19 protein-coding genes are annotated in these 21034 nt (G+C 45.9%); 13 read left to right on the forward strand and 6 right to left on the reverse strand.

Going from position 1 to position 21034, the window contains the following annotated elements:
• The first annotated feature begins 5 nt into the window (after positions 1 to 5).
• The 7 genes from FR741_RS21700 (at position 6) to FR741_RS21730 (ending at position 6295) form a co-directional block, all read left to right on the forward strand.
• A complete protein-coding gene (locus FR741_RS21700; RefSeq protein WP_104970211.1) occupies positions 6 to 1313 on the forward strand; it encodes an oligosaccharide flippase family protein in 1308 nt (435 codons plus the stop codon).
• A gap of 2 nt (positions 1314 to 1315) precedes the next feature.
• Complete coding sequence (locus tag FR741_RS21705; protein ID WP_074189855.1) at positions 1316 to 1714, forward strand: VanZ family protein; 399 nt, start codon at positions 1316 to 1318, stop codon at positions 1712 to 1714.
• Positions 1715 to 1778: 64 nt separating this feature from the next.
• Positions 1779 to 2099: a N(4)-acetylcytidine aminohydrolase gene (gene yqfB / locus FR741_RS21710; protein ID WP_005392475.1), complete on the forward strand. Its 321-nt coding sequence runs from the start codon at positions 1779 to 1781 to the stop codon at positions 2097 to 2099.
• A gap of 50 nt (positions 2100 to 2149) precedes the next feature.
• Complete coding sequence (locus FR741_RS21715; protein ID WP_006742221.1) at positions 2150 to 2749, forward strand: TetR/AcrR family transcriptional regulator; 600 nt, start codon at positions 2150 to 2152, stop codon at positions 2747 to 2749.
• 149 nt (positions 2750 to 2898) lie between these two features.
• Positions 2899 to 3933, forward strand: a complete 1035-nt coding sequence (locus tag FR741_RS21720) for an NADP-dependent oxidoreductase (RefSeq protein ID WP_006742222.1) — start codon at positions 2899 to 2901, stop codon at positions 3931 to 3933.
• A 15-nt stretch (positions 3934 to 3948) separates the two neighbouring features.
• On the forward strand, positions 3949 to 4566 hold the full coding sequence (locus tag FR741_RS21725; protein WP_006742223.1) for a glutathione S-transferase family protein: 618 nt from the start codon (positions 3949 to 3951) through the stop codon (positions 4564 to 4566).
• A gap of 289 nt (positions 4567 to 4855) precedes the next feature.
• Positions 4856 to 6295: a catalase gene (locus FR741_RS21730; RefSeq protein WP_124007529.1), complete on the forward strand. Its 1440-nt coding sequence runs from the start codon at positions 4856 to 4858 to the stop codon at positions 6293 to 6295.
• Between the two features lie 166 nt (positions 6296 to 6461).
• Here the strand turns inward: FR741_RS21730 and FR741_RS21735 are convergent, their stop codons facing one another.
• Positions 6462 to 7340 carry an NAD(P)-dependent oxidoreductase gene (locus tag FR741_RS21735; protein ID WP_053809641.1) on the reverse strand — a complete coding sequence of 293 codons (879 nt, stop codon included), beginning with the start codon at positions 7338 to 7340 and terminating at the stop codon, positions 6462 to 6464.
• Between the two features lie 180 nt (positions 7341 to 7520).
• Entirely contained in the window at positions 7521 to 9392 is a 1872-nt protein-coding gene (locus FR741_RS21740) for a fructose-specific PTS transporter subunit EIIC (RefSeq protein WP_167427691.1), read from the reverse strand.
• A 267-nt stretch (positions 9393 to 9659) separates the two neighbouring features.
• On the opposite strand from FR741_RS21740, the gene FR741_RS21745 reads away from it, so the two are divergent.
• Positions 9660 to 9962 (forward strand): PTS fructose transporter subunit IIB, encoded by a 303-nt coding sequence (locus tag FR741_RS21745; RefSeq protein ID WP_104970216.1) that lies wholly within the window; start codon positions 9660 to 9662, stop codon positions 9960 to 9962.
• An 8-nt stretch (positions 9963 to 9970) separates the two neighbouring features.
• Positions 9971 to 10747, forward strand: coding sequence for a PTS sugar transporter subunit IIA (locus FR741_RS21750; protein ID WP_020838128.1), 777 nt, complete (start codon positions 9971 to 9973; stop codon positions 10745 to 10747).
• A 34-nt stretch (positions 10748 to 10781) separates the two neighbouring features.
• Here the strand turns inward: FR741_RS21750 and FR741_RS21755 are convergent, their stop codons facing one another.
• A complete protein-coding gene (locus tag FR741_RS21755) occupies positions 10782 to 11624 on the reverse strand; it encodes a helix-turn-helix transcriptional regulator (RefSeq protein ID WP_006742228.1) in 843 nt (280 codons plus the stop codon).
• Positions 11625 to 12009: 385 nt separating this feature from the next.
• Here FR741_RS21755 and FR741_RS21760 point away from each other — a divergent pair, with 385 nt between their 5' ends.
• Entirely contained in the window at positions 12010 to 13917 is a 1908-nt protein-coding gene (locus FR741_RS21760) for a PTS fructose transporter subunit IIABC (protein ID WP_167427692.1), read from the forward strand.
• Positions 13918 to 13995: 78 nt separating this feature from the next.
• Positions 13996 to 15228, forward strand: coding sequence for a mannose-6-phosphate isomerase, class I (gene manA / locus FR741_RS21765; RefSeq protein WP_167427693.1), 1233 nt, complete (start codon positions 13996 to 13998; stop codon positions 15226 to 15228).
• Positions 15229 to 15357: 129 nt separating this feature from the next.
• Here manA and FR741_RS21770 read toward each other — a convergent pair whose 3' ends face one another.
• The 3 genes from FR741_RS21770 to norV are packed head-to-tail and all read right to left on the reverse strand — an operon-like array spanning position 15358 to position 18401.
• Positions 15358 to 15696 carry a DUF1971 domain-containing protein gene (locus FR741_RS21770; RefSeq protein WP_006742231.1) on the reverse strand — a complete coding sequence of 113 codons (339 nt, stop codon included), beginning with the start codon at positions 15694 to 15696 and terminating at the stop codon, positions 15358 to 15360.
• A gap of 44 nt (positions 15697 to 15740) precedes the next feature.
• Positions 15741 to 16889, reverse strand: a complete 1149-nt coding sequence (gene norW, locus FR741_RS21775; protein ID WP_167427694.1) for an NADH:flavorubredoxin reductase NorW — start codon at positions 16887 to 16889, stop codon at positions 15741 to 15743.
• Between the two features lie 9 nt (positions 16890 to 16898).
• Positions 16899 to 18401 (reverse strand): anaerobic nitric oxide reductase flavorubredoxin, encoded by a 1503-nt coding sequence (norV, locus tag FR741_RS21780; protein WP_167427695.1) that lies wholly within the window; start codon positions 18399 to 18401, stop codon positions 16899 to 16901.
• A 190-nt stretch (positions 18402 to 18591) separates the two neighbouring features.
• Here norV and norR point away from each other — a divergent pair, with 190 nt between their 5' ends.
• A complete protein-coding gene (norR, locus tag FR741_RS21785; protein ID WP_167427696.1) occupies positions 18592 to 20124 on the forward strand; it encodes a nitric oxide reductase transcriptional regulator NorR in 1533 nt (510 codons plus the stop codon).
• Between the two features lie 89 nt (positions 20125 to 20213).
• A complete protein-coding gene (locus FR741_RS21790; RefSeq protein WP_005392456.1) occupies positions 20214 to 20864 on the forward strand; it encodes an HAD family hydrolase in 651 nt (216 codons plus the stop codon).
• Positions 20865 to 21034: the final 170 nt, after the last annotated feature.

Raw genomic sequence — 21034 nt, forward strand, 5'->3', positions numbered from 1 at the left:
CCTCTATGTTTCACACTATTCAACAAAAATTACTGTTGATGCCCAGCGGTAAAAAAAGCTTGCTATCTACTGGATTGAAAACCGCAATCACGCGTGTGTTGAGTGCGCTATTTGCTTTTTTACTGACACTGATTGTATCGAAGGCCAGTGACGCTTCGACTTCCGGTCAATTTTTCTTTTTATTCAACCTAGTCTCACTACTCGCGATCGTTTCTCAGCTAGGTTTTGATGTCTCATTAGTTCGCTACAATGCGATCGCCTTTAACAACAAAGAGACACTTCAACAAAGCCACAACTATAAAACTGCACTTTATCGAAGTATGGCGTTTTGCTTGCTAGCCATTGCCGTTTTGTTGGTAGGATTTAATCTGTTTCCTGAACAGCTAAATCAGACCCAATCGCCAATGCATGCGATTACTTTAGGCTTGTTCTGCATACCGTTTTTGGTGCTTGCACAGACCAACAGTCGTGTGCTTCAAGCATGTAGAAAGGTCGTGTCATCACTGTTTGCTTTACAGCTTGGCGTGAGTATGTTGATGGTCTTTTTTGTCTTTGGCTTGGACTATATCGGTCAGCAAAATATCAACAATCTGATGACCGCACTGCTTCTGGCGAGTATGAGCGTCGCGGTAATATCCAGTGTTAATTGGCTAAGTTCAGGTCAGTATCAGACATCGGCTTTCGTACCAAACAAAAAAATGGTCGCTTCTGCCAAGCAAGTCTGGATTGGCAGTATCTTCACGAACGTTCTTCAATGGGGAAGCCTTGTCATTGCGGGCTTTTTTATCTCAACAGCGGAACTCGGTTTATTAGCTGCAGCTCAACGTACATCACTACTGATTGGCTTTGTGCTGATTACCATTAACTTTGTGGTCGCCCCTATGTTTGCCTCTCTCTACAAAGAACGCCAAATGATCAAACTGCAAAGCCTGAGCCGTTTAGCTTGCCGAGCCAACGTTGGTTTGGCCATTGTGCCCGTGATTATTTGCACTCTATTCCCAGAGTTTGTGATGCGGTTTTTTGGTGAAGAGTTTCTTGCTGCTGCGCCACTGTTAGTCGTCCTGTCTTTAGGGCAGTTAGTCAATGTTGCGACTGGCTCTGTAGGGTTTTTATTACTCATGAGCGGTCACGAAAGAACCATGAAATACATTACAATTTCCTCCGGCACAATCTCTATCTGCTTGCTCATTGCGCTTTGCCAAACGTTCGGTGTTATTGGTGCAGCATGGGCGATGGCAATTGGCATGGCAATTCAGAATCTAGCAGCGTTGTACTTTGTAAAACGTTACTTAGGCTTCTTTCCAATAGGTTAATTATGGTTTCAATACTGACACGGATGAGTTTTGTTTTCGTTCTGGTGCTTACGGCTTCACTCTCTTTATGGAAAAGCTCTGACTTACACCATGCCACTTACCTGCAAATGGAAACCTACTTAGGTGGATCGAGTACGCTTCACTTTACCTTCAGTTTATTGATCGGCTTTTTATCGGTCTTCACCTTCCCCTCTTTGGTAAGCTCAAGTAAAGCCGACGTCTTTGGCATCCGCCTTTTGCTACTGCTGTTGGCTATCGTTTCAATGGAAGAAATAAGCCAACTTTTTATTCCAAGTCGCTCATTTAGTTTTGATGATCTCAGTACCAACTGGATAGGCATTATCTCGGGTTACTTTAGTGCCAAGTTGATTCGCGTCCTGCGCACTCGCTCGTTCTCTTGAAATAAGCACCTCAAGGTTATTTGGGTATATAATTACGCCAAACAATCAGACTAACGAGTACATCATGTCATCCCACCCAACCAAGATTACCTTTTTTGAATTCTTAACCCCGTTGATCACATCAGGCAAAAAAACGATTACGATTCGAGATGAATCAGAAAGTCACTACGTTCCAAATACAGAGGTCGAAGTTTTTACGCTAGAGACGGATCGTAAAGTCTGCAACATCAAAATACGCTCTGTAGAACCACTCAACTTTGAAGATATCAATGAGTTTCATGCTGAACAAGAAGCCATCGAACTACCAAAACTCAAGCAGTTAATTCGAGAAATCTACCCAAACACCGACACGCTATTTGTGATTGAGTACGAGCTAATCAAATAACCCACAACAAACACTAGACGACTGGTCTAATTCATTCTATAGTACGCTTCATGAACGCAAAGACGAACGACACACGCCAACATATTCTCGACGTCGGATACGAGTTAATCGTAAACCGAGGGTTTACGAGTGTTGGCCTTTCAGAGCTTTTAAAAAAGGCCGCGGTGCCGAAAGGCTCGTTTTATCATTACTTCAAATCCAAAGAACAATTTGGTGAAGCGATGATTCAAGACTACTTTACTAAGTATTTTGAGCGTTTAAACGCACGCTTTACCAATACCGATCTGAATGGCTACCAACGCCTGATGAGCTACTTTGAAGAAATGGTCAAAGTAGAAGACGACGTATGTAATGCGAACAAATGTTTGTTGGTCAAGTTAAGTGCGGAAGTCTCCGATCTCTCAGAGTCCATGCGTCTAGCGTTACGCCAAGGTGCAGACAAAACCATTCAAGCAATGGCGGATTGCATTGACGTAGGCATTCAAGATGGCTCTATCCCAAATGGTGACAGTGCTTTATTGGCAAGGCAGATATACTACCTTTGGAACGGCGCAAGCTTGCTGAACAAACTGTATCAAGATCAGGCAGCATTAACGCAAAGTCTGACCTATACTCAACATCTACTGCAAAACACGCGAACTTGCCCATAGTAGGTAGCGTAAAAGTAAGATGAACACCCTACATGTGTTTCACAGTTGGTAATAACTCCTGTGATTGCACAATACACCTTCCCGCTCTATGAGCGGGATATTTTGAAATCAAAACTAGACGACCGGTCTAATCATTAAGTGAGATAAATATGACTAACGCAACAAATCGCAGAATCGTACTCGCGTCACGTCCCCACGGTGCACCAACAAAAGAAAACTTTCGTCTAGAAGAAGTGGCGAAACCGACTCCTCAAGATGGTGAGATGCTACTGAGAACCGTTTACTTATCTCTCGACCCATACATGCGCGGTCGCATGAGCGATGCCGAGTCATACGCCGATCCTGTTGCGGTTGATGACGTAATGATCGCTGGCACAGTTTGTCAGGTAGAAGCATCGAACCACCCAGATTATGAAGCGGGTGAATGGGTTCTTGCATACACTGTTGGCTGGCAAGACTACGCCATCTCAACTGGTGAGATGGTGATTAAACTTGGCAAAGAACCACAAAACCCATCATACGCTCTAGGTGTTGCTGGCATGCCAGGCTTTACCGCGTATATGGGCTTGCTCGATATCGGTCAGCCAAAACCAGGTGAAACCATTGTGGTAGCGGCCGCGACGGGCCCTGTGGGCGCGACTGTTGGTCAAATTGGCAAAATCAAAGGTTGCCGTGTTGTTGGTATTGCAGGCGGAGAAGAAAAGTGCCGTTACGCCAAAGAAGTCCTTGGCTTCGATGAATGTATCGATCACAAAGCTGACGACTTTGCAGAGCAGTTGAAAAACGCCTGTGACCAAGGTATCGATGTTTACTTCGAAAACGTAGGTGGCAAAGTATTCGAAGCTGTAATGCCACTTCTGAATACCAGCGCACGTATCCCACTTTGTGGTTTGATTTCTCAATACAACGCAACAGAACTGCCTGAAGGTACCGACCATCTTCCATTATTAATGGGTAAGCTGCTGACTAAACGAATCAAGGTGCAAGGCTTCATCATTTTTGATGACTACGGACATCGTTACGGTGAATTTGCGCAAGATATTAATCAATGGTTGGCAGAAGGAAAGATCCAATACCGTGAACATCTAGTACAAGGACTGGAGAATGCACCAGAAGCATTTATCGGTCTGTTGGAAGGTAAGAACTTCGGCAAGCTTGTAGTACAGATTAACGACCCATTATAAGGAAGGGATAAATAAATGATTAAACTTCACCATCTCAATCAGTCTCGCTCAAAGCGCATCATTTGGTTACTTGAAGAGCTAAATGTGGATTACGAAATCGTGCCTTATGTTCGTGACAAAGTGACTTTCATGGCACCGCCTGAGCTAAAGAGCGTTCATCCGCTCGGTAAATCTCCCCTGCTTGAAGATGATGGCGAGTTCATCATTGAATCTGGCGCGATGACCGAATATTTGATTGAGAAGTATAGTGATGGTGCGTTGGCTCCTGAGCGTGGGACGAAGGCGCACACTGAGTACCTACAATGGATGCATTTTGCTGAAAGTTCAGCAATCTTACCAATGTTGTTAAAAATCTTTATTAGCAAAGAGCCAAACGAAACTCAATTTCTATCAGGCTATGCTGACAAAGAAGCGATGAACGTTCTGGGTTACTTCGAGCAATCGCTAGAAGGCAAAACTTACCTAGTAGAAGAACGTTTAACTGGCGCAGACATCATGATGTCATTTATTGTCGAGCTCGTGCATAAGTTCGGTTTGGCTGGTCACTTCCCGAATATTGAACGTTATGGAAAACAACTTGCAACGCATCCAGCGTTTGAAAAAGCTGAGCAAATTGAAGTGAAGTACTCCTAATCACTCCGCCCCTTTGATGATCAATAAAGCGATATCAAAGGGGCGATTTCCGACATTAACCTTGTCAACAAAGCGCAATTCATGCAAATGCCAGCGTACTCTTTTTACCCTTTTCGCCAATACGTTAATAAACCAATCATAAAAATCAGCTAAGAATTTGATTCTAAGTTACTTTTCATCATCGTTACCACCTATTGAATTGATAAGCAGTATCAGTTTTTGCTTCCAGCTTTTCCGTAATAATCTTCTCTTCAGTTGCTAAGGTATTGATCCCTGGAGGGGAAGAAAAATGACAAATAAGAAATTAACCACCGCCGCAGGCTGTCCTGTCGCCCATAATCAAAATGTGATGACTGCAGGTCCTCGTGGTCCCCAACTACTGCAAGACGTTTGGTTCCTTGAAAAACTGGCACACTTTGATCGTGAAGTGATTCCTGAGCGTCGTATGCACGCCAAAGGCTCAGGCGCTTACGGCACCTTTACTGTGACTCATGACATCACAAAATACACGCGCGCGAAGATCTTCTCGGAGATTGGTAAAAAGACCGAACTATTTGCTCGCTTTACCACCGTTGCGGGGGAGCGCGGTGCCGCAGATGCAGAGCGCGACATCCGTGGTTTTGCGCTAAAGTTTTACACCGAAGAAGGCAACTGGGACTTGGTTGGTAACAACACGCCAGTGTTCTTCCTCCGTGATCCACTAAAATTTCCAGATCTAAACCACGCGGTGAAACGCGATCCACGCACCAACATGCGCAGCTCGACAAACAACTGGGATTTTTGGACATCACTACCAGAAGCATTCCACCAAGTTACGATCGTTATGAGTGATCGCGGTATTCCTGCGTCTTACCGTCATATGCACGGCTTCGGTAGCCACACATTCAGCTTTATCAACGCAGAAAACGAGCGTTACTGGGTGAAATTCCACTTTAAAACTCAGCAAGGCATCAAAAACCTGACTGACCAAGAAGCAGAAGCGATCGTAGGTAAAGACCGCGAAAGCCATCACCGTGACCTTTACGAAGCGATTGAGCGTCAAGACTTCCCTAAATGGAAGATGTACGTACAGATCATGCCTGAGCTAGAAGCGGATGAAGTGAACTTTAACCCGTTCGATCTAACAAAAGTATGGTCACAAAAAGACTATCCATTGATCCCAGTAGGCGAGTTTGAACTGAACCGTAACCCAGAAAACTTCTATGCGGAAGTTGAGCAGTCCGCGTTTAACCCGGCAGCTATCGTTCCTGGAATTGGCTTCTCGCCAGACAAAATGCTGCAAGGCCGTCTGTTTGCATACGGAGACGCGCAGCGTTACCGCCTAGGTGTAAACCATCACCAAATTCCAGTTAACGCGCCTCGTTGTCCGGTACACAGCTACCACCGCGATGGCGCAATGCGCGTTGATGGCAACTTTGGTTCAACACTAGGTTACGAACCAAACTACAAACAAGAATGGGCAGAGCAACCAGATTACTCTGAGCCACCTCTACGCATCAACGGCAATGCTGATCATTACGATCACCGTGTAGACGAAGACTACTTTAGCCAAGCGGGTGACCTATTCCGTCTTATGAGCGAAGAACAGCGTCAAACTCTATTCGACAACACCGCTCGTGCAATGGATGGTGTGCCAGACTTCATCAAAGAACGTCACGTTAACCACGCCTACCAAGCGGACGAAGCTTACGGCAAAGGCCTTGAGATTGCGCTAGGCTTAAACAAGTAAACGGACACTGCACCAGCAAATGCTGTGATAAGAAGACATAAAAAAGGAGGTGCCCCAAAGCACCTCCTCATTCAAGTTCGTTAATCACACACTAATGTTCAAGGGGAACGATCATGATCAACTTAAATTTCTTCAAGCTCTTTGATACCAAAGAACTGTTTATCTACTACTGATTCTTAGCGACGGCTTTAATCAGAACAGACGTATCCATGCGGCCTAAACCATCACGCTGAAGGTCAGCGTATTGCTCATCCACTTTTTTAGTTAGTGGTAGGTTGAGCCCAACCCGCTCTGCTTCTTGCAAACAAAAGCCTAAGTCTTTGCGCATCCAATCAATCGCGAAGCCAAAATCAAACTTATCTTCCGCCATCGTCTTGGCGCGGTTTTCCATTTGCCATGACCCTGCTGCACCGTGCTTGAGTGTTTCAACTACTTGTTCAATATCCAAACCGGATTTCTGCGCGAGTAACAACGCTTCGCTCAAGCCTTGAAGCACGCCACCAATACAGATTTGGTTTACCATTTTACAACGTTGACCTTGGCCATTTTCACCCAGAAGCGTCATTTGCTTTGCATATACGTCCATCGCTGGAGACACACGATCAAAAATGTTCTGCTCGCCACCACACATGATGGTTAGTACGCCATTTTCTGCGCCTGCTTGACCACCAGATACCGGAGCATCAATGAAGTGATTGCCATATTTGGTACAAGCATCGGCCAATTCAACGGCTAAATCAGCGGAAGTCGTGGTGTGATCAACCAGTACCGCGCCTGCTTTTAGACCGACTAGAATGCCTTCTTCACCGTATACAACGCTGCGCACGTCATCGTCATTACCGACACAAGTAAATACGATATCGCAACCTTCTGCCGCTTCTCGAGGTGTCTCACACGCAATGCCGTTGTATTCTGCAGCCCATTTATCAGCTTTGGCTTTGGTGCGGTTGTATACTTTGGTTTCATATCCCGCTTTGCTCAAATAGCCCGCCATTGGGTAACCCATAACACCCAAACCAATAAATGCTACTCGTTGTTTTTCCATTGCACGCTTCCCTTAGTTCACCTGACTGAAATGTTTTGTAACATGCTACTAAAGAATTGAAAACATTACTCGTAATTTATCCTTCACTCGCGGCACAAATAAAAGCGAACCGCGATGTTGGAGTAAATACCAAAAGCATTCATCAGGGTCATCGAGGAGACATTTCTCAGAAGTTAAATGTTAAGACACTCTACGAGCTTGCAACAAAGCCGTGGCGTTCAACATGGCATCCTTGGTACTGACATCCAAGACTTGGATTTTTCGAAAACGTTCCGGTTCTTTAATCGCCACATCGTGAGCAAAAATCACAAACTTCGCTTTCTCGATGTCTTTCTCGGTAATTCGGTTGATGACTCCATTCGCGCCTTGGGTTTCGACTTTAATCTTAATGCCGAGTGCACAAGCCGCTTTTTCCAATGACTTAGCCGCTAAGAACGTATGTGCCACACCTGATGGACAAGATGTGACCGCCAAAACATCCGCCTCACCTTCGCCTTGAACGGAGCCATATACTTGAGAATGACCAGTGTAACTCTCATCTTCGGTGACGGTTTTCTTTAGTGCAATCACGATCAACGCCGTGGTAACAGAGCCCGCAATCGTGCCGATGATGTAACCAATTTTTCCATCCACAACAGGGAGAACGATCCAACCGCCCCACGGTGCATGGTTCATTACGTGGAACATAAAGCCAATCACGTTACCAACGATGCCACCCGCCACGATAGCTGGTAACACTCGCGCAGGGTCACCAGCGGCAAAAGGAATCGCACCTTCGCTAATACCGATCATCCCCATAATACCTGCGGCTTTCCCCGCTTCGCGTTCATCTCGCTTGAATTTACTCGGCGCCAAAAACGTGGCTAGTGCCATACCCAATGGCGGCGTACAAATCGCAATACCGACCCCGCCCATCAGCCATGGTTGCGTGTTCACTTGGGTTTGAGCAAACAACGTCGCCACTTTGTTAATTGGGCCGCCCATATCAAACGCGGTCATTGCCCCAAGCACGGTACCGAGCATCACTTTGCCTGAGCCCGCCATGCCCGTCAGCACCTCGTTCATGGTCGTCATTGCGTTAGCTATCGGAGCACCTATCACCCACATCACCGCACCGCAAGTAACAAACGTACCGACTAGCGGATAAATAAAAATCGAGCCAAGCGAACTCATGCTGTCTGGTAGCTGAATTTTCTTTAATAGCCAAACGACAAAGCCAGCAAAAAAGCCGACCACAATCGCACCTAAAAAACCTGTATTGTAATGACTGACAGCAATCCAAGATCCAATCATACCCGGCGCAAGGCCCGGCTTGTCGGCAATGGAATAAGCAATGTAACCGCCAAGAACGGCAGTAAACAATGTCAGGCCAGCAATCCCCATTTGGGCAATATCGGCCAAAATGCCCTCTTGTGGTACACCACCGTGACCAGAGATCATCACCGACAACGACAACAACACACCGCCCGCAACGATAAACGGGATCATGTGGGATGTGCCAAACAGCAGGTGCTCTTTAATGCGACCAAGTTTTTGCGCCCAAGGGCTCAGGGGTTCTGATGTAAATTCTAAAGAAGTTGGGGGAAATTCATTGGATTGGGTTTGAATATCAGTCAACATCTCAAGCGCTTCTTCTCGCGATTGAGCCTGTTTGAGCTTTTCAACAAAGCCGTCTTCGATAATTTTGGTGGAAATTTGTGCCAATACTTCAATGTGATGGTGATCATCACCATCTGGAGACGCCAGCATGAAAAACACATCGGACAGCTCGCCATCTTCGGCGCCATAATCAATCCCATTACGGCTGATCCCGACCGCGACAGCCGGTTTCGCTACAGCATCACTTTTGGCATGAGGGATCGCAATACCATCATCAAATCCTGTGTTACCGATCTCTTCTCGTTTCCAGATATCTGCCAAGAACTGGCTTTGACTATTGAGCTTGCCGGCGGCCTCTAGCATCTCGACCAGCTCTTTGAGCGCTTCATCTTTGGTTTGAGCTTTTAGATCTAAACATATCGTTTCCAGCTCAATTAGGTTTGTGATGTCCATTGTTTTACCTTCCAATATTCACGCTCGAATATATACCCAAGTGAGTTTGAGATACAGGATCCCCTGGCTCGTATGCGTTCCTACTCATTTTATTTGGGCATAGATTAACCAGTGCCTACCCTTTGATATATAGGACTAAAAGTGCATTAACTGGATTAATGTAACATGAGATTCAAACTGTGATAGAGCTCTTGCGTTAATCCAGCTCAAATCAATTCAATCTGCGGTGGCTGTGCTAATATCCACAAAAAATAAAATGGATAGAACATGAAAATCGTAGCGGTGACAGCATGCCCTACAGGCATCGCTCATACTTATATGGCAGCAGATGCACTAATGAAAGCTGCGCCAAAACATAACGTGCAAATTAAAGTAGAAACGCAAGGTGCGATGGGGATAGAAAATCAGCTCACTCCTCACGATATCGCTCAAGCGGATAGGGTTTTGATCGTGTCGGATATTGAGATAGAACAACTAGGCCGATTCGAAGGGACGCGCAAAATTCAAATCCCCATTGAAGAGGTTTTGCTGAACGTCGACAAAGTATTCCTCGTCCACTGCCGCGACTAAATTTGCAGATGAACGAATACCAAATCACCTTTTTCGTCGATAATGCAAATGCCAGTGCGCACCTTGCTCAGCCACTCAATCGAGTGGCAAAGAAGTTCAAAAGTACCTTACATATCATTAATGTAACGCAAAATCGTGTTGCGGAACTCACCAAGTCCGTGGCGATTTTGCAAGCAGGTCTACAACAAGGTGATTTATGTCAAATCACAGCGATTGGCATTGACGCAGAGCTGGCCTGCTTCGTCATAAAAGACATGATTGCTGAACACTTTACTGTGGTGGGATCTCATATCAACTATGAGTTTTCTAGCCAACTGGCCGAGCGTTTACCGCAAATTTGCCCACCTTGTGAAATCAAATGGCACTACGCCAAAGCGCATACCGAGCTCACCAAGTTTGAATGCCTTAAAGGACTAGCTCAGCTCATCCACCCCATTCATCCCGACGAACTGATTCTTGCTTTTATTAAACGTGAAGAACGTTCATCAACTTGCGTGACCCCGGGGATCGCTCTACCACACGTGATGTTTTCAGGTGTTGACCATATTTCTATTGCTGTTATTGCGAATGAAAAGTCGATGGATTGGGCTTCGAAGATGGGTGATGTTCATCTGGCTATAGCACTGGTGATGCCAGAAAAGCCGACCCGAGAACAGATCATTGCGGCCACTAACCTCACAAGAAACCTGCTTACCGATCAAATGGCGGAACGCCTACTACTAACAAAAAGCAGCGTCGACTTACAGGCGCTGCTTATGTACGCCATGTCGAGGCTGCTCGCCTAAACTTTTCTATGATTTACGCACTCTGACTGAAGGCTTAAATCGAACCACGATATTCCGTCGGCGTTCTGCCTGTACGGTTCTTAAATACTCGGCAGAAATAGTTCACGTCTTTAAATCCGCAGCGCACTGACACGTCATTGAGTTTGAAGTTGTATTTCTTGAGCATAAACTTCGCACGATCCACGCGTACCCAAGTAATGTAGTCTGCCAAGGTCATGTGCCCCTGCTGACGGAACAAGCGCGACAAATGGTTCGAGGAAATACTGAATCTCGACGCAATGCTGTCACGCGTGATTGGGCGATGGAAGTTCTCTTGAATGTAGATGCAGATCCCTTGATAGAGATCTTGCACACGGCTATGTGACTGCTGCTCGACTGGTGCATCCAACATCGTCTTCGCGTATTGCAATAATGCTTGTAGTAAAAGCTCATCCATTGGTTTTTTAGTATTCTCACGAGCCAGTGAGCTCAACGCTTCTAAGATGTTATCTATCGCAAATCCTGAGCGCGTTTGAATGCTATGCTTTTGAATATCGTAAAAGTTTGCCTCACCTTTGCGTTTGCTCACCAAACTCAACCCAAGTTGTCGACGCCCAAACAAAATACTTAACACTGAACAATCGGTATCCCAGTCTGGTTTATTCCAACAGTTAGGTGGAATAAATATCGCATCGCCTTTTTTAGCAACGATGTGCGTTACTTTTCGATCATGACTTTCCATTTCATTAATATATTCCCCATCCAGAACTAACTCTAGGCGAGGGAAATTAACTTGATAGCTAAATTCAGGCGGCGTATGAAAATCTCCTGCAAACCAAATATTATGAAATGGCTCTCTTTCATTTAATACCGCTGAAATTAAATCATGAAAAATCATTGTCTCACACTCTATATATGCATCAATGATGCTATTTACTATAGATATACACCGGACTGGACTTTTGTGCTATTGAGCAAAATCACACTTCCATTTTAATGTTACAAAAATCCAGTTAACGCATCAAATCTCCAGTAACAAAAACTCTATCAACAACACTCAATCCCTTTTCAAGTGGGAGCGAGGCCACATTTCACTTATCGTTTAGCTTCTTATCCATCATGTCACAGATATGCAGCTAGATTTGTCCAGTGAACGATCTAAATCACACTATAGTTAGTCGGTTACAATCCTCCAGTAAATGCATTTTTTCTTCACTACAGTCTTTTTCTCACTAATTTAAAAATATCCCTGAAATAAAAATTATATTTATAGGGGTTCTACAATGATCACCAAACTAATAAATGAAGACTTAATTAAGCTTGATCTTAAAGCGTCTTCAAAAGAAGACGTATTTAAAGAACTGGTTGCCGTTCTTCATGCCCAAGGTCGTATTTCTGACCAAACACAATTTCTTGCAGATATAAAAGCACGTGAAGAATTAGGAAATACTGGATTTGAAGATGGCGTGGCAATTCCACACGCGAAAAGCGCCGCTGTGATTGAACCGGCGGTTGTGATCGGCGTAAGCAAATCAGGTATCGAGTACGGCGCGGAAGACGGTTTGCCTTCAAAGCTGTTCTTCATGATAGCTTCTCCAGACGGTGGTGATAACCACCACATCGAAGTACTTGCAGAGCTGTCTTCAAAACTGATTGAAGATGGTTTCATCGATGCGTTCTTAGGCGCAACAAACAGCCAAGACGCACTGGCGCTCCTTCTTGCTAAAGAAGAACCGCAACCAGTGACAGATGCTCCAGCGAACCAAGGTTTCATCGTTGGTGTTACCGGTTGTCCTGCGGGCGTTGCGCACACCTACTTAGCAGCAGAAGCGCTAGAGAAAGGCGCCGCGGCAATGGGTTACGAAATCAAGGTTGAAACGAACGGTTCAATCGGTGTGAAAAACAGCCCAACCGCAGAAGAAATCGAGCGTGCAGATGCCATCATCGTCGCCTGTGACAAACAAGTCGACATGAACCGCTTTGCGGGCAAACGCGTGGTTAAAACCAACGTAAAAGCCCCAATCCGCGATGCTCAAGGACTGATTAATGAAGCGTTAAACGCACCGACGTACCAAGCTGAGTCCAATGGCAATACGCAAGCGTCAGTTGTAAACAAAGCTTCTCAAGCCCGTTCTGACTTATATCGCTACTTGATGAACGGCGTATCACACATGATCCCCTTCGTCGTAACGGGGGGTCTGTTGATTGCACTTGCTCTTGCAATCGGCGGTCAGCCAAGTGAAGCCGGCATGGCCATCCCTGAAGGCAGCATGTGGAACCAAATCCTCAACGTCGGTGTGGTTGCCTTTACGCTGATGATCCCAATTCTAGCGGGTTACATTGCTTACGCGATTGCTGACCGCCCTGCTCTAACTCCTGGCTTGATCGGTGGTTGGATTGCAAACAACGGTTCTTTCTACGGCGCAGACGCAGGTACAGGCTTTATCGGTGCCATCATCGCAGGCCTGCTTGTGGGTTACTTCGTGAAGTGGATTACGTCGATTAACTACCACAAGTTTATTCAACCTTTGGTGCCAATCATGATTGCGCCAATCACAGGTTCGTTGTTCATCGCAGGTCTTTTCATCTTCGTTATCGGCGCGCCAATCGCAAGCCTAATGGACGGTCTGACTGCGCTACTAACGAGCATGAGTACAGGTAACGTCGTTCTACTGGGTATCGTACTTGGAGGTATGGCTGGCTTCGATATGGGTGGTCCATTCAACAAGGTCGCATTCCTATTCTCTGTGGGCATGATTGCGAGCGGTCAAACTCAATTTATGGGTGCGATGGCGTGTGCAATCCCTGTTGCACCTTTAGGCATGGCACTGGCAACGGCGCTTGGTCGTAAGTTCGACCTGTTCGAAGAATCAGAAACCGAAGCGGGTAAAGCCGCAGGCGCAATGGGTCTGGTGGGTATCTCTGAAGGTGCGATTCCGTTCGCAGCGCAAGATCCAATGTCAGTGATTCCTGCAAACGTACTTGGATCAATGGTGGCGGCAGTAATGGCGTTCTCATTCGGCATCACCAACAGCGTTGCTCACGGTGGTCCCGTGGTCGCTCTGCTTGGCGCGATGAACCACCCAGTCCTTGCTCTGATTTGTATGGCAGCTGGCGCAACGGTTACCGCAGTAACGTGTGTAACGTTGAAAAAAGTGCGTAAAGCAAAAATGATGCAAGCAGCCGCTTAATCATCCCCTTCCCCCAAATGGCTCCTATGACTTGGGCAATGTCGCCCAAGCCATGATTTTCTCTCATGGTGACACTCTATGTCTGATTTAACGATGTCCGATACACAAACGATTCAAACTCAAGCTAAGCATCCGACGTTTTTCCTGATGAACAACGTGATTCAAAACTACGCTTGGGGCAGTACTACTTCTGTTAACCAACTGTTTGGCATTGAAAACCCAGCGGGCGAACCACAAGCAGAAGTATGGATGGGCGCGCATCCAAACGGTTGCTCAGTGGTGATGGTAAACGACGAGGAGACCAAACTCTCTTCACTGATTGCTCTAGACATGAATGCTTTTCTGAGTGAAGAAGTCGCAAACCGTTTTGGTGAACTTCCATACCTGTTTAAAGTGCTTGCCGCCGAGAAAGCGCTGTCGATTCAGGTGCACCCAAACAAGCAACAAGCAGAACTGGGTTTTGCACTGGAAGAAAAACAAGGCATTCCCCTAACCGCTGCAAACCGTAACTACAAAGATCCAAACCACAAACCAGAATTGGTTTACGCGCTAACCGAATACCAAGCGATGAATGGCTTCCGCCCAACAAGTGAAATCATCAGCTTCTTCTCTGAGCTGGCGATTCCTGAGCTGCAAGGCTTGGTGGATGACCTTATCGCAAACCAAACGCCAACGGGCTTAGCGACCTTCTTCTCCGGTCTACTGTCACTAGAAGGCGAACAGAAAGAGATGGCGTTGACGGTGCTATTGGCACAAGCTCGCATCACCGACTTCCCTCTGTTCAACCTGATCTTGGAGTTAGAAACGCAATACCCGGGTGACATTGGTTTGTTTGCACCCTTGCTACTCAACGTCATCACGCTGAAACCAGGCGAAGCGATGTTCTTGGATGCAGAAACGCCACACGCGTACTTGAAAGGGACGGGGCTTGAGATCATGGCGAACTCAGACAACGTGCTACGTGCCGGTTTAACGCCGAAGTATATGGATATAAAAGAACTCATTGCATGCACACGCTTCGAAGAAAAACCATTCGACAGCCTATTGCTCGCACCAAATGAAATCGACGACATATTGGAATACCCAGTTCCCGTCGACGATTTCAAATTCGCGATTGTAAAACAAGCCAACCAACGAACGCTTGATGTAAGAACCGCAGAAATCCTGTTGCCGCTAGATTCCCCGCTCGTGATTACACACGCAAATGGTGAAACATGTGTAGTAGATAAAGGCCAATCTGTTTTCATTCCGGCTTACGCAAAACAATACACCTTGAATTGCGAAGGTCGTGTGGCGCGGGCTTACAGTTAATATCGCTGATTAAGTTCACATGTCGTTACTGCCAATAAGCAAAAAAGAGCAGAGAAACGTCTCTGCTCTTTTACTTAATATGCGCTTTTCCCGATAAATTCACTCAATAATCAAATTGTCTAGAAAGGTTTACTGCTTAGCGTGGAACATCGCTTGTCCACTTTTATCTTTATTCGACCAAAAGTTAATATTGAACTGTGCATCATCGCTCATTTCAATACGATGCCAATACTGTGGCGGGCTTGTCGCGAACTGACCTGCGTTGATCACGACGACCATTTCAGGCTCTGTCGCGAATTCATCTGCAAAACCATAATAGGTGACTTGCCCCTCCATTACGCATAACTGCCCAAACACGCCTTCGGCTGTGTTGTGATGAGTTAGAAGAGCAGGAGGCACACTGCCTTTGGTGAAAAATGGCGTCGAACGTTGAACCGTCCAGTCTTTCGGAATACGAAGATGTGACATGGTTATACCCTCTTTGAATATAAAATTGTGCTGCTTGAAGCGAGTTACGATTGCGCGACTTGAGACAGTTCACGCAGTAACGGAAAAGCCTGAGCCACTTGCTCGCCCGTCACAACAAACCCTGTCAATATGCTTTGTTCATTTTCAGCTTTTGCCACGATGCCAGATTGAGAAATCTGCACATTCCAATTAGCGACAGCACTGAAGTCCCCGGCAAGCTGAATTGGGTAACTCGGCGTTTTGACTTTTACTATCATTGGCGGCAACTTCAATTGCGCTTCCTGCCCAAGCAACTGCTTACCTAAAACATTAGCGCTCAACACGATTGGCTGAAGGTATGGAAGCATACGCCCTTGTATCTCGGCGCAATCGCCCAGAGCGAATACATTGTTCGCAGAAGTCTGCAGCTTAGCGTCGACAGCAATGCCTTTCCCAACCTCTAATCCACAAGCATTCGCTAATTGAGTGTTTGAACGTAAGCCCGCGGCAGAAATCACTACATCAATCTCGCTCACTTCACCGCTGTTCAAAATCGCTACCAACGAATCGGCGGTACGATTCACCTCAACAACCCCATTTCCCAACGCCAGTTGAATGCCTTGTTGCTTAAGTTGGCTTTCCAGAGGCAACGCAACAAACTCAGGAATAAGATTGGCAAGCAAGCGTTGGTTTGATTCAACCACCGTAACGGCTTTACCGCTGCTCGCAATATCCATTGCAATCTCAACGCCAATCAAACCACCACCGATAACCATTACGCGCTTTGCTTGACTGATTCTCTCTTCTGCGAGCTGATACTCTTGTAACGAATTGAGCGTTAGGATATCGCCAGAAGCATCACCTCGCATTGGAGGAACAAAAGCTTTCGCACCCGTTGCAAAAACCAGTTTGGAGTACGCATAAACTTGTCCATCTGCTACCACTTGTTGGGCTTGCGTATCCACACTATCAATTTTAGTGTGGGTTAATAACTCGATATGATGCTCTTGGGCAAACGCTTCTCCCGTTTTTACCACCAGATCCCTCGCGGTCTGTTTTCTACTGAACACATGGCTCAAATCGGGCTTGTTATACTCCGCACCGTCATCAGCGGTGAATACTTGAATTGACACCAGTGCATCCATTCGACGCACAGTTTTAACCAGTTGATAGGCAGCAAAGCCACTGCCTATGATTACAATTGGTGCTTGCATCACAGCTCCTTAACCCTTGAACTCAACAAATACATCTTTACCCAAGTGACACTCAGGGCAAAGGAAGTAATCCGGAACGTCTGACCACGTGGTACCCGGTTCAATTCCTTGGTTAGGCTCACCCTGAGCAGGGTCATACACCCAGTTACAAACGGTGCAAATCATGCACTGGCAATCTGATGGATGTGCTTCTGAGCTTGGATTAATAAGCTCCCTTTCGACCACTGCTGGCGTTTCTACTTGTACAACGGGCTGTGATCGAACTTGCGGTGCAGACGCAGCCATCATCGGAGCCGTAACAGGACTTGTTAGTGGATGTTTCGCCCACAGTTTCGCGATGCTCTTGCCATGTTCACGACACTCACGCATCGCTTTACCATCTGGTCGCCATTTGGTTTTCAGGCTGACTGCCGTTTCAAAACCCGCATCGGTCAACCGTGCGTGGATACGGTCTACCGCACCACCATTCCAACCGTAGCTACCAAAGGCAGCGGCTTTTTTCGCTTTAAAGCGCAGACCGGTAATTTCTTCTAGCATGCCTGCGATCTTCGGCATCATGACGTTATTCATGGTAGATGAACCAACCAATATGCCTTTTGAGCGGAACACATTGGCGAGGATTTCATTTTTGTCATGTTTAGAGACATTGAAGACTTTGACCGCCACGCTAGGGTCAACATCGTGAATGCCCTGCGCAATGGCATCTGCCATCATTCGAGTGTTATTTGACATGGAATCGTAGAAAATCGTAATGCGATCTTCTTGGTAGTTATCCGCCCATTCCAAATATTGCTCGATGATTTGAACCGGATTATCGCGCCATACAATACCGTGTGATGTTGCGATCATGTCGACGGGCAAATTAAAGCTCAGCACTTCTTTAATTTTGGCTGTTACCAAGCTGCTAAATGGCGTTAGGATGTTTGAGTAGTAACGCAAACACTGTTCCATCAACTCATTTTGATCCACTTCATCATTAAACAAACGCTCATCACAATAATGCTGTCCAAAGGCGTCATTACTAAACAGCACCGCATCGCCGGTTAAGTAAGTCATCATACTGTCAGGCCAGTGCAACATCGGCGCTTCCACAAATACCAATTGTTTACCGTTACCAATATCAATGCTGTCGCCCGTTTTTACGGTTTTGAAGTTCCACTCAGGATGGTGGTGATGACCCACAATCGAATCAATCGCCGCTTCTGTACAGTAAATCGGCGTGTTCGGAATCTTCTCCATCAATGCAGACAATGCGCCTGAATGATCTTCTTCTGCATGGTTCACGACGATAAAATCGATCGTCTTAAGATCGATTTCCATTTCTAGGTTCTGGATAAATTGTTGGCTGAATCGATGATCAACCGTATCGATCAGCACCGTTTTTCCTTCACGAATAAGATAGCTGTTGTAACTGGTGCCTTTTGTCATTTTGTATTCTGTACCATGGAAATCTTGAACTTCCCAATCGCGTTGACCTACCCAGTGGATGTTGTTTTTTACGTGAATTGTCATAATTACTACCTTGAATGACGGGATAAACAAAAATAATTTCTTCTTGTATAGCACTGGGCATGCCAACTTTTAATTGCTATATATTTCAATAATTTAATTAAAATACAACTTTAACAACTGTCATTTAGACACAGTTGAAAATTGTCATTAAGACACTACAATAGTCATATTGACACAATTGGTATTGGCTATGACTTCTTTAATCGCGCAATGGCTACACATCACGCAAGACCTAAATTCAGCGCTCACTCGGCAAGCTCGATTTGATACCTTATTAACAACGATTCGCGAGATATTAAAATGTGATGCTTCTGCTCTTCTTTTGTATGAAGATCAGCACTTTAAGCCGCTGGCTATCAATGGCTTAGCAAAGGAAGTATTGGGACGCCGTTTTTCTATAAACCAACACCCGAGATTGGAAGCCATTGCACGCGCTGGCGATATCGTACGGTTTCCATCGAATAGCGACTTACCCGATCCCTATGACGGGTTAATTCCGAACCACGACGACAAGCTGCACGTCCATTCATGTATTGGCCTCCCTTTGTTGATCGACGATCAATTGATTGGCGCGATCACTATTGATGCCTTCGACCCGAATCAGTTCGATGGTTTACTCAATCAAGAACTACGCTTTGTAAGTGCGTTAGCCGCGGGTGGCTTGCACACTGCTCTACTACTGGAGCAGTTAGAAACACAAGCAAGCTTGCCACGTGAGTCTTACACTGAGAAACGCACGCTAAGCAACGAAATCATTGGCAAATCTGCTGGAATGAAAGCACTTCAAGAGCAAATCGATGCGGTGGCAGATACCGAGCTATCTGTGTTGATAATGGGTGAAACAGGTGTTGGTAAAGAGCTCGTCGCAAACGCAATTCATCATCGCTCTCACCGAGCCAATAATACCTTGGTGTACTTAAACTGTGCCGCGTTACCGGAGTCTGTCGCAGAGAGTGAGCTTTTTGGTCATATCAAAGGCGCTTTTACTGGTGCTATCAGTAATCGCAAGGGTAAGTTCGAGCAAGCCGACGGCGGCACACTGTTTTTGGATGAAGTCGGCGAACTTTCTCTGGAGTTGCAAGCCAAGCTACTTCGCGCATTGCAATATGGCGATATCCAGCGTGTTGGGGATGACCGCCATATTCGAGTCAACACACGCATTGTGGCGGCAACGAACCGTGTTCTGCATGAAGAAGTAAAAGCTGGCCGTTTCAGAGCAGATTTGTACCACCGTTTGAGTGTATTCCCTCTTCATGTCCCTCCACTTCGTGAACGTGAAGACGATGTCGTGCTACTGGCTGGTTTCTTTGCAGAGCAACTACGCAGCAAGTTGGGGCTGAACAGTGTTCGACTCTCTCCCACTCTAGTTCAAGAACTTAAAGATTACTCTTGGCCGGGCAACGTGCGTGAACTGGAACACGTCATCAAACGAGCGGGCGTGCTTGCCAAAGCTAGAACTCAATCGCTGGATATCGAATTGGTGGAACAAGATTTCGATATCAAAGCGTCGAACAATCAGCCCGTCACTGAAGAGCCAGGTATACCTAGCTCTTCATTTGAACTGTCAGACGCTGGTTTAAAGCAAGCTACTGACACCTTCCAAAAAGCCATGATTCTAAAAGCACTAGAGCAGAATCAAGGAAACTGGGCTGCAACAGCACGTCAGTTAGAACTCGATAATGGTAATTTACACCGCTTAGCCAAACGGTTAGGTATAAAGTAAAAAAAGGATACGGACGGTTTGAATTCCGCAAGAAAATCTATCTCGCTTATGTCAAAATGCACCATCACAATCGAAAAGTCTGTAATGTAATGAACTACCAAGCTGCTATTTTTGATATGGATGGTTTGCTCCTTGATACTGAGCGCGTCTGTATGCGTATTTTCCAAGAAGCATGTGAAGTCCAAAACCTTCCGTTTTATGAAGATGTTTACCTGTCGATCATTGGTCGCAATGCGGCAGGTATTGAAGCAATTTTCCGCAAAGCCTACGGTGAGAACCTAGACCGCCTGCATCATGAATGGCGTACTCGTTACAATGCTGTCGTCAAACACCAAGCCATCCCAGTGAAAAATGGTGTTGTTGAGCTGCTAGAATGGCTGAAAGCACAAGGCTTACCAATCGCAGTAGCGACTTCTACGGCAAAAGAGGTGGCGAAAATCAAACTGGAATTAGCGGGTTTGAGTAAGTACTTCGACAACCTCACCACAGGCTGCGAGGTAAACCACGGTAAACCCGATCCAGAAATCTATTTGCTGGCAGCGAATCGTCTGGATGTAGAACCAAGCCAATGTTTGGCCTTTGAAGATTCCAATAACGGTGTTCGCGCAGCCGTGGCAGCGAATATGGTTACTTATCAGATTCCGGATTTAGTTGAACCTTGCGAAGAGGTAAAACAATTTGGTCATTCCATCGTGCCGTCATTACATGAAGCGTTAGATGCGTTGAAGCAAAATCGCTAAACGTAAACTGCCGCTCTAACTGTTAAAGCTCAGCAATTTGGCTGAGCTTTTTTATGCTTGAGCCTCTCCTCTCACCTTCTCTAATCTACTTCTAATAAACGCCAAGATACTGCTCCAAAGGCTTAATAAGATAGACCTTATCTCTGTACGGGGCGTATTCCTTTCTTTTT

This window comes from Vibrio diabolicus (assembly GCF_011801455.1).
Taxonomy (GTDB): Bacteria; Pseudomonadota; Gammaproteobacteria; order Enterobacterales; family Vibrionaceae; genus Vibrio; species Vibrio diabolicus.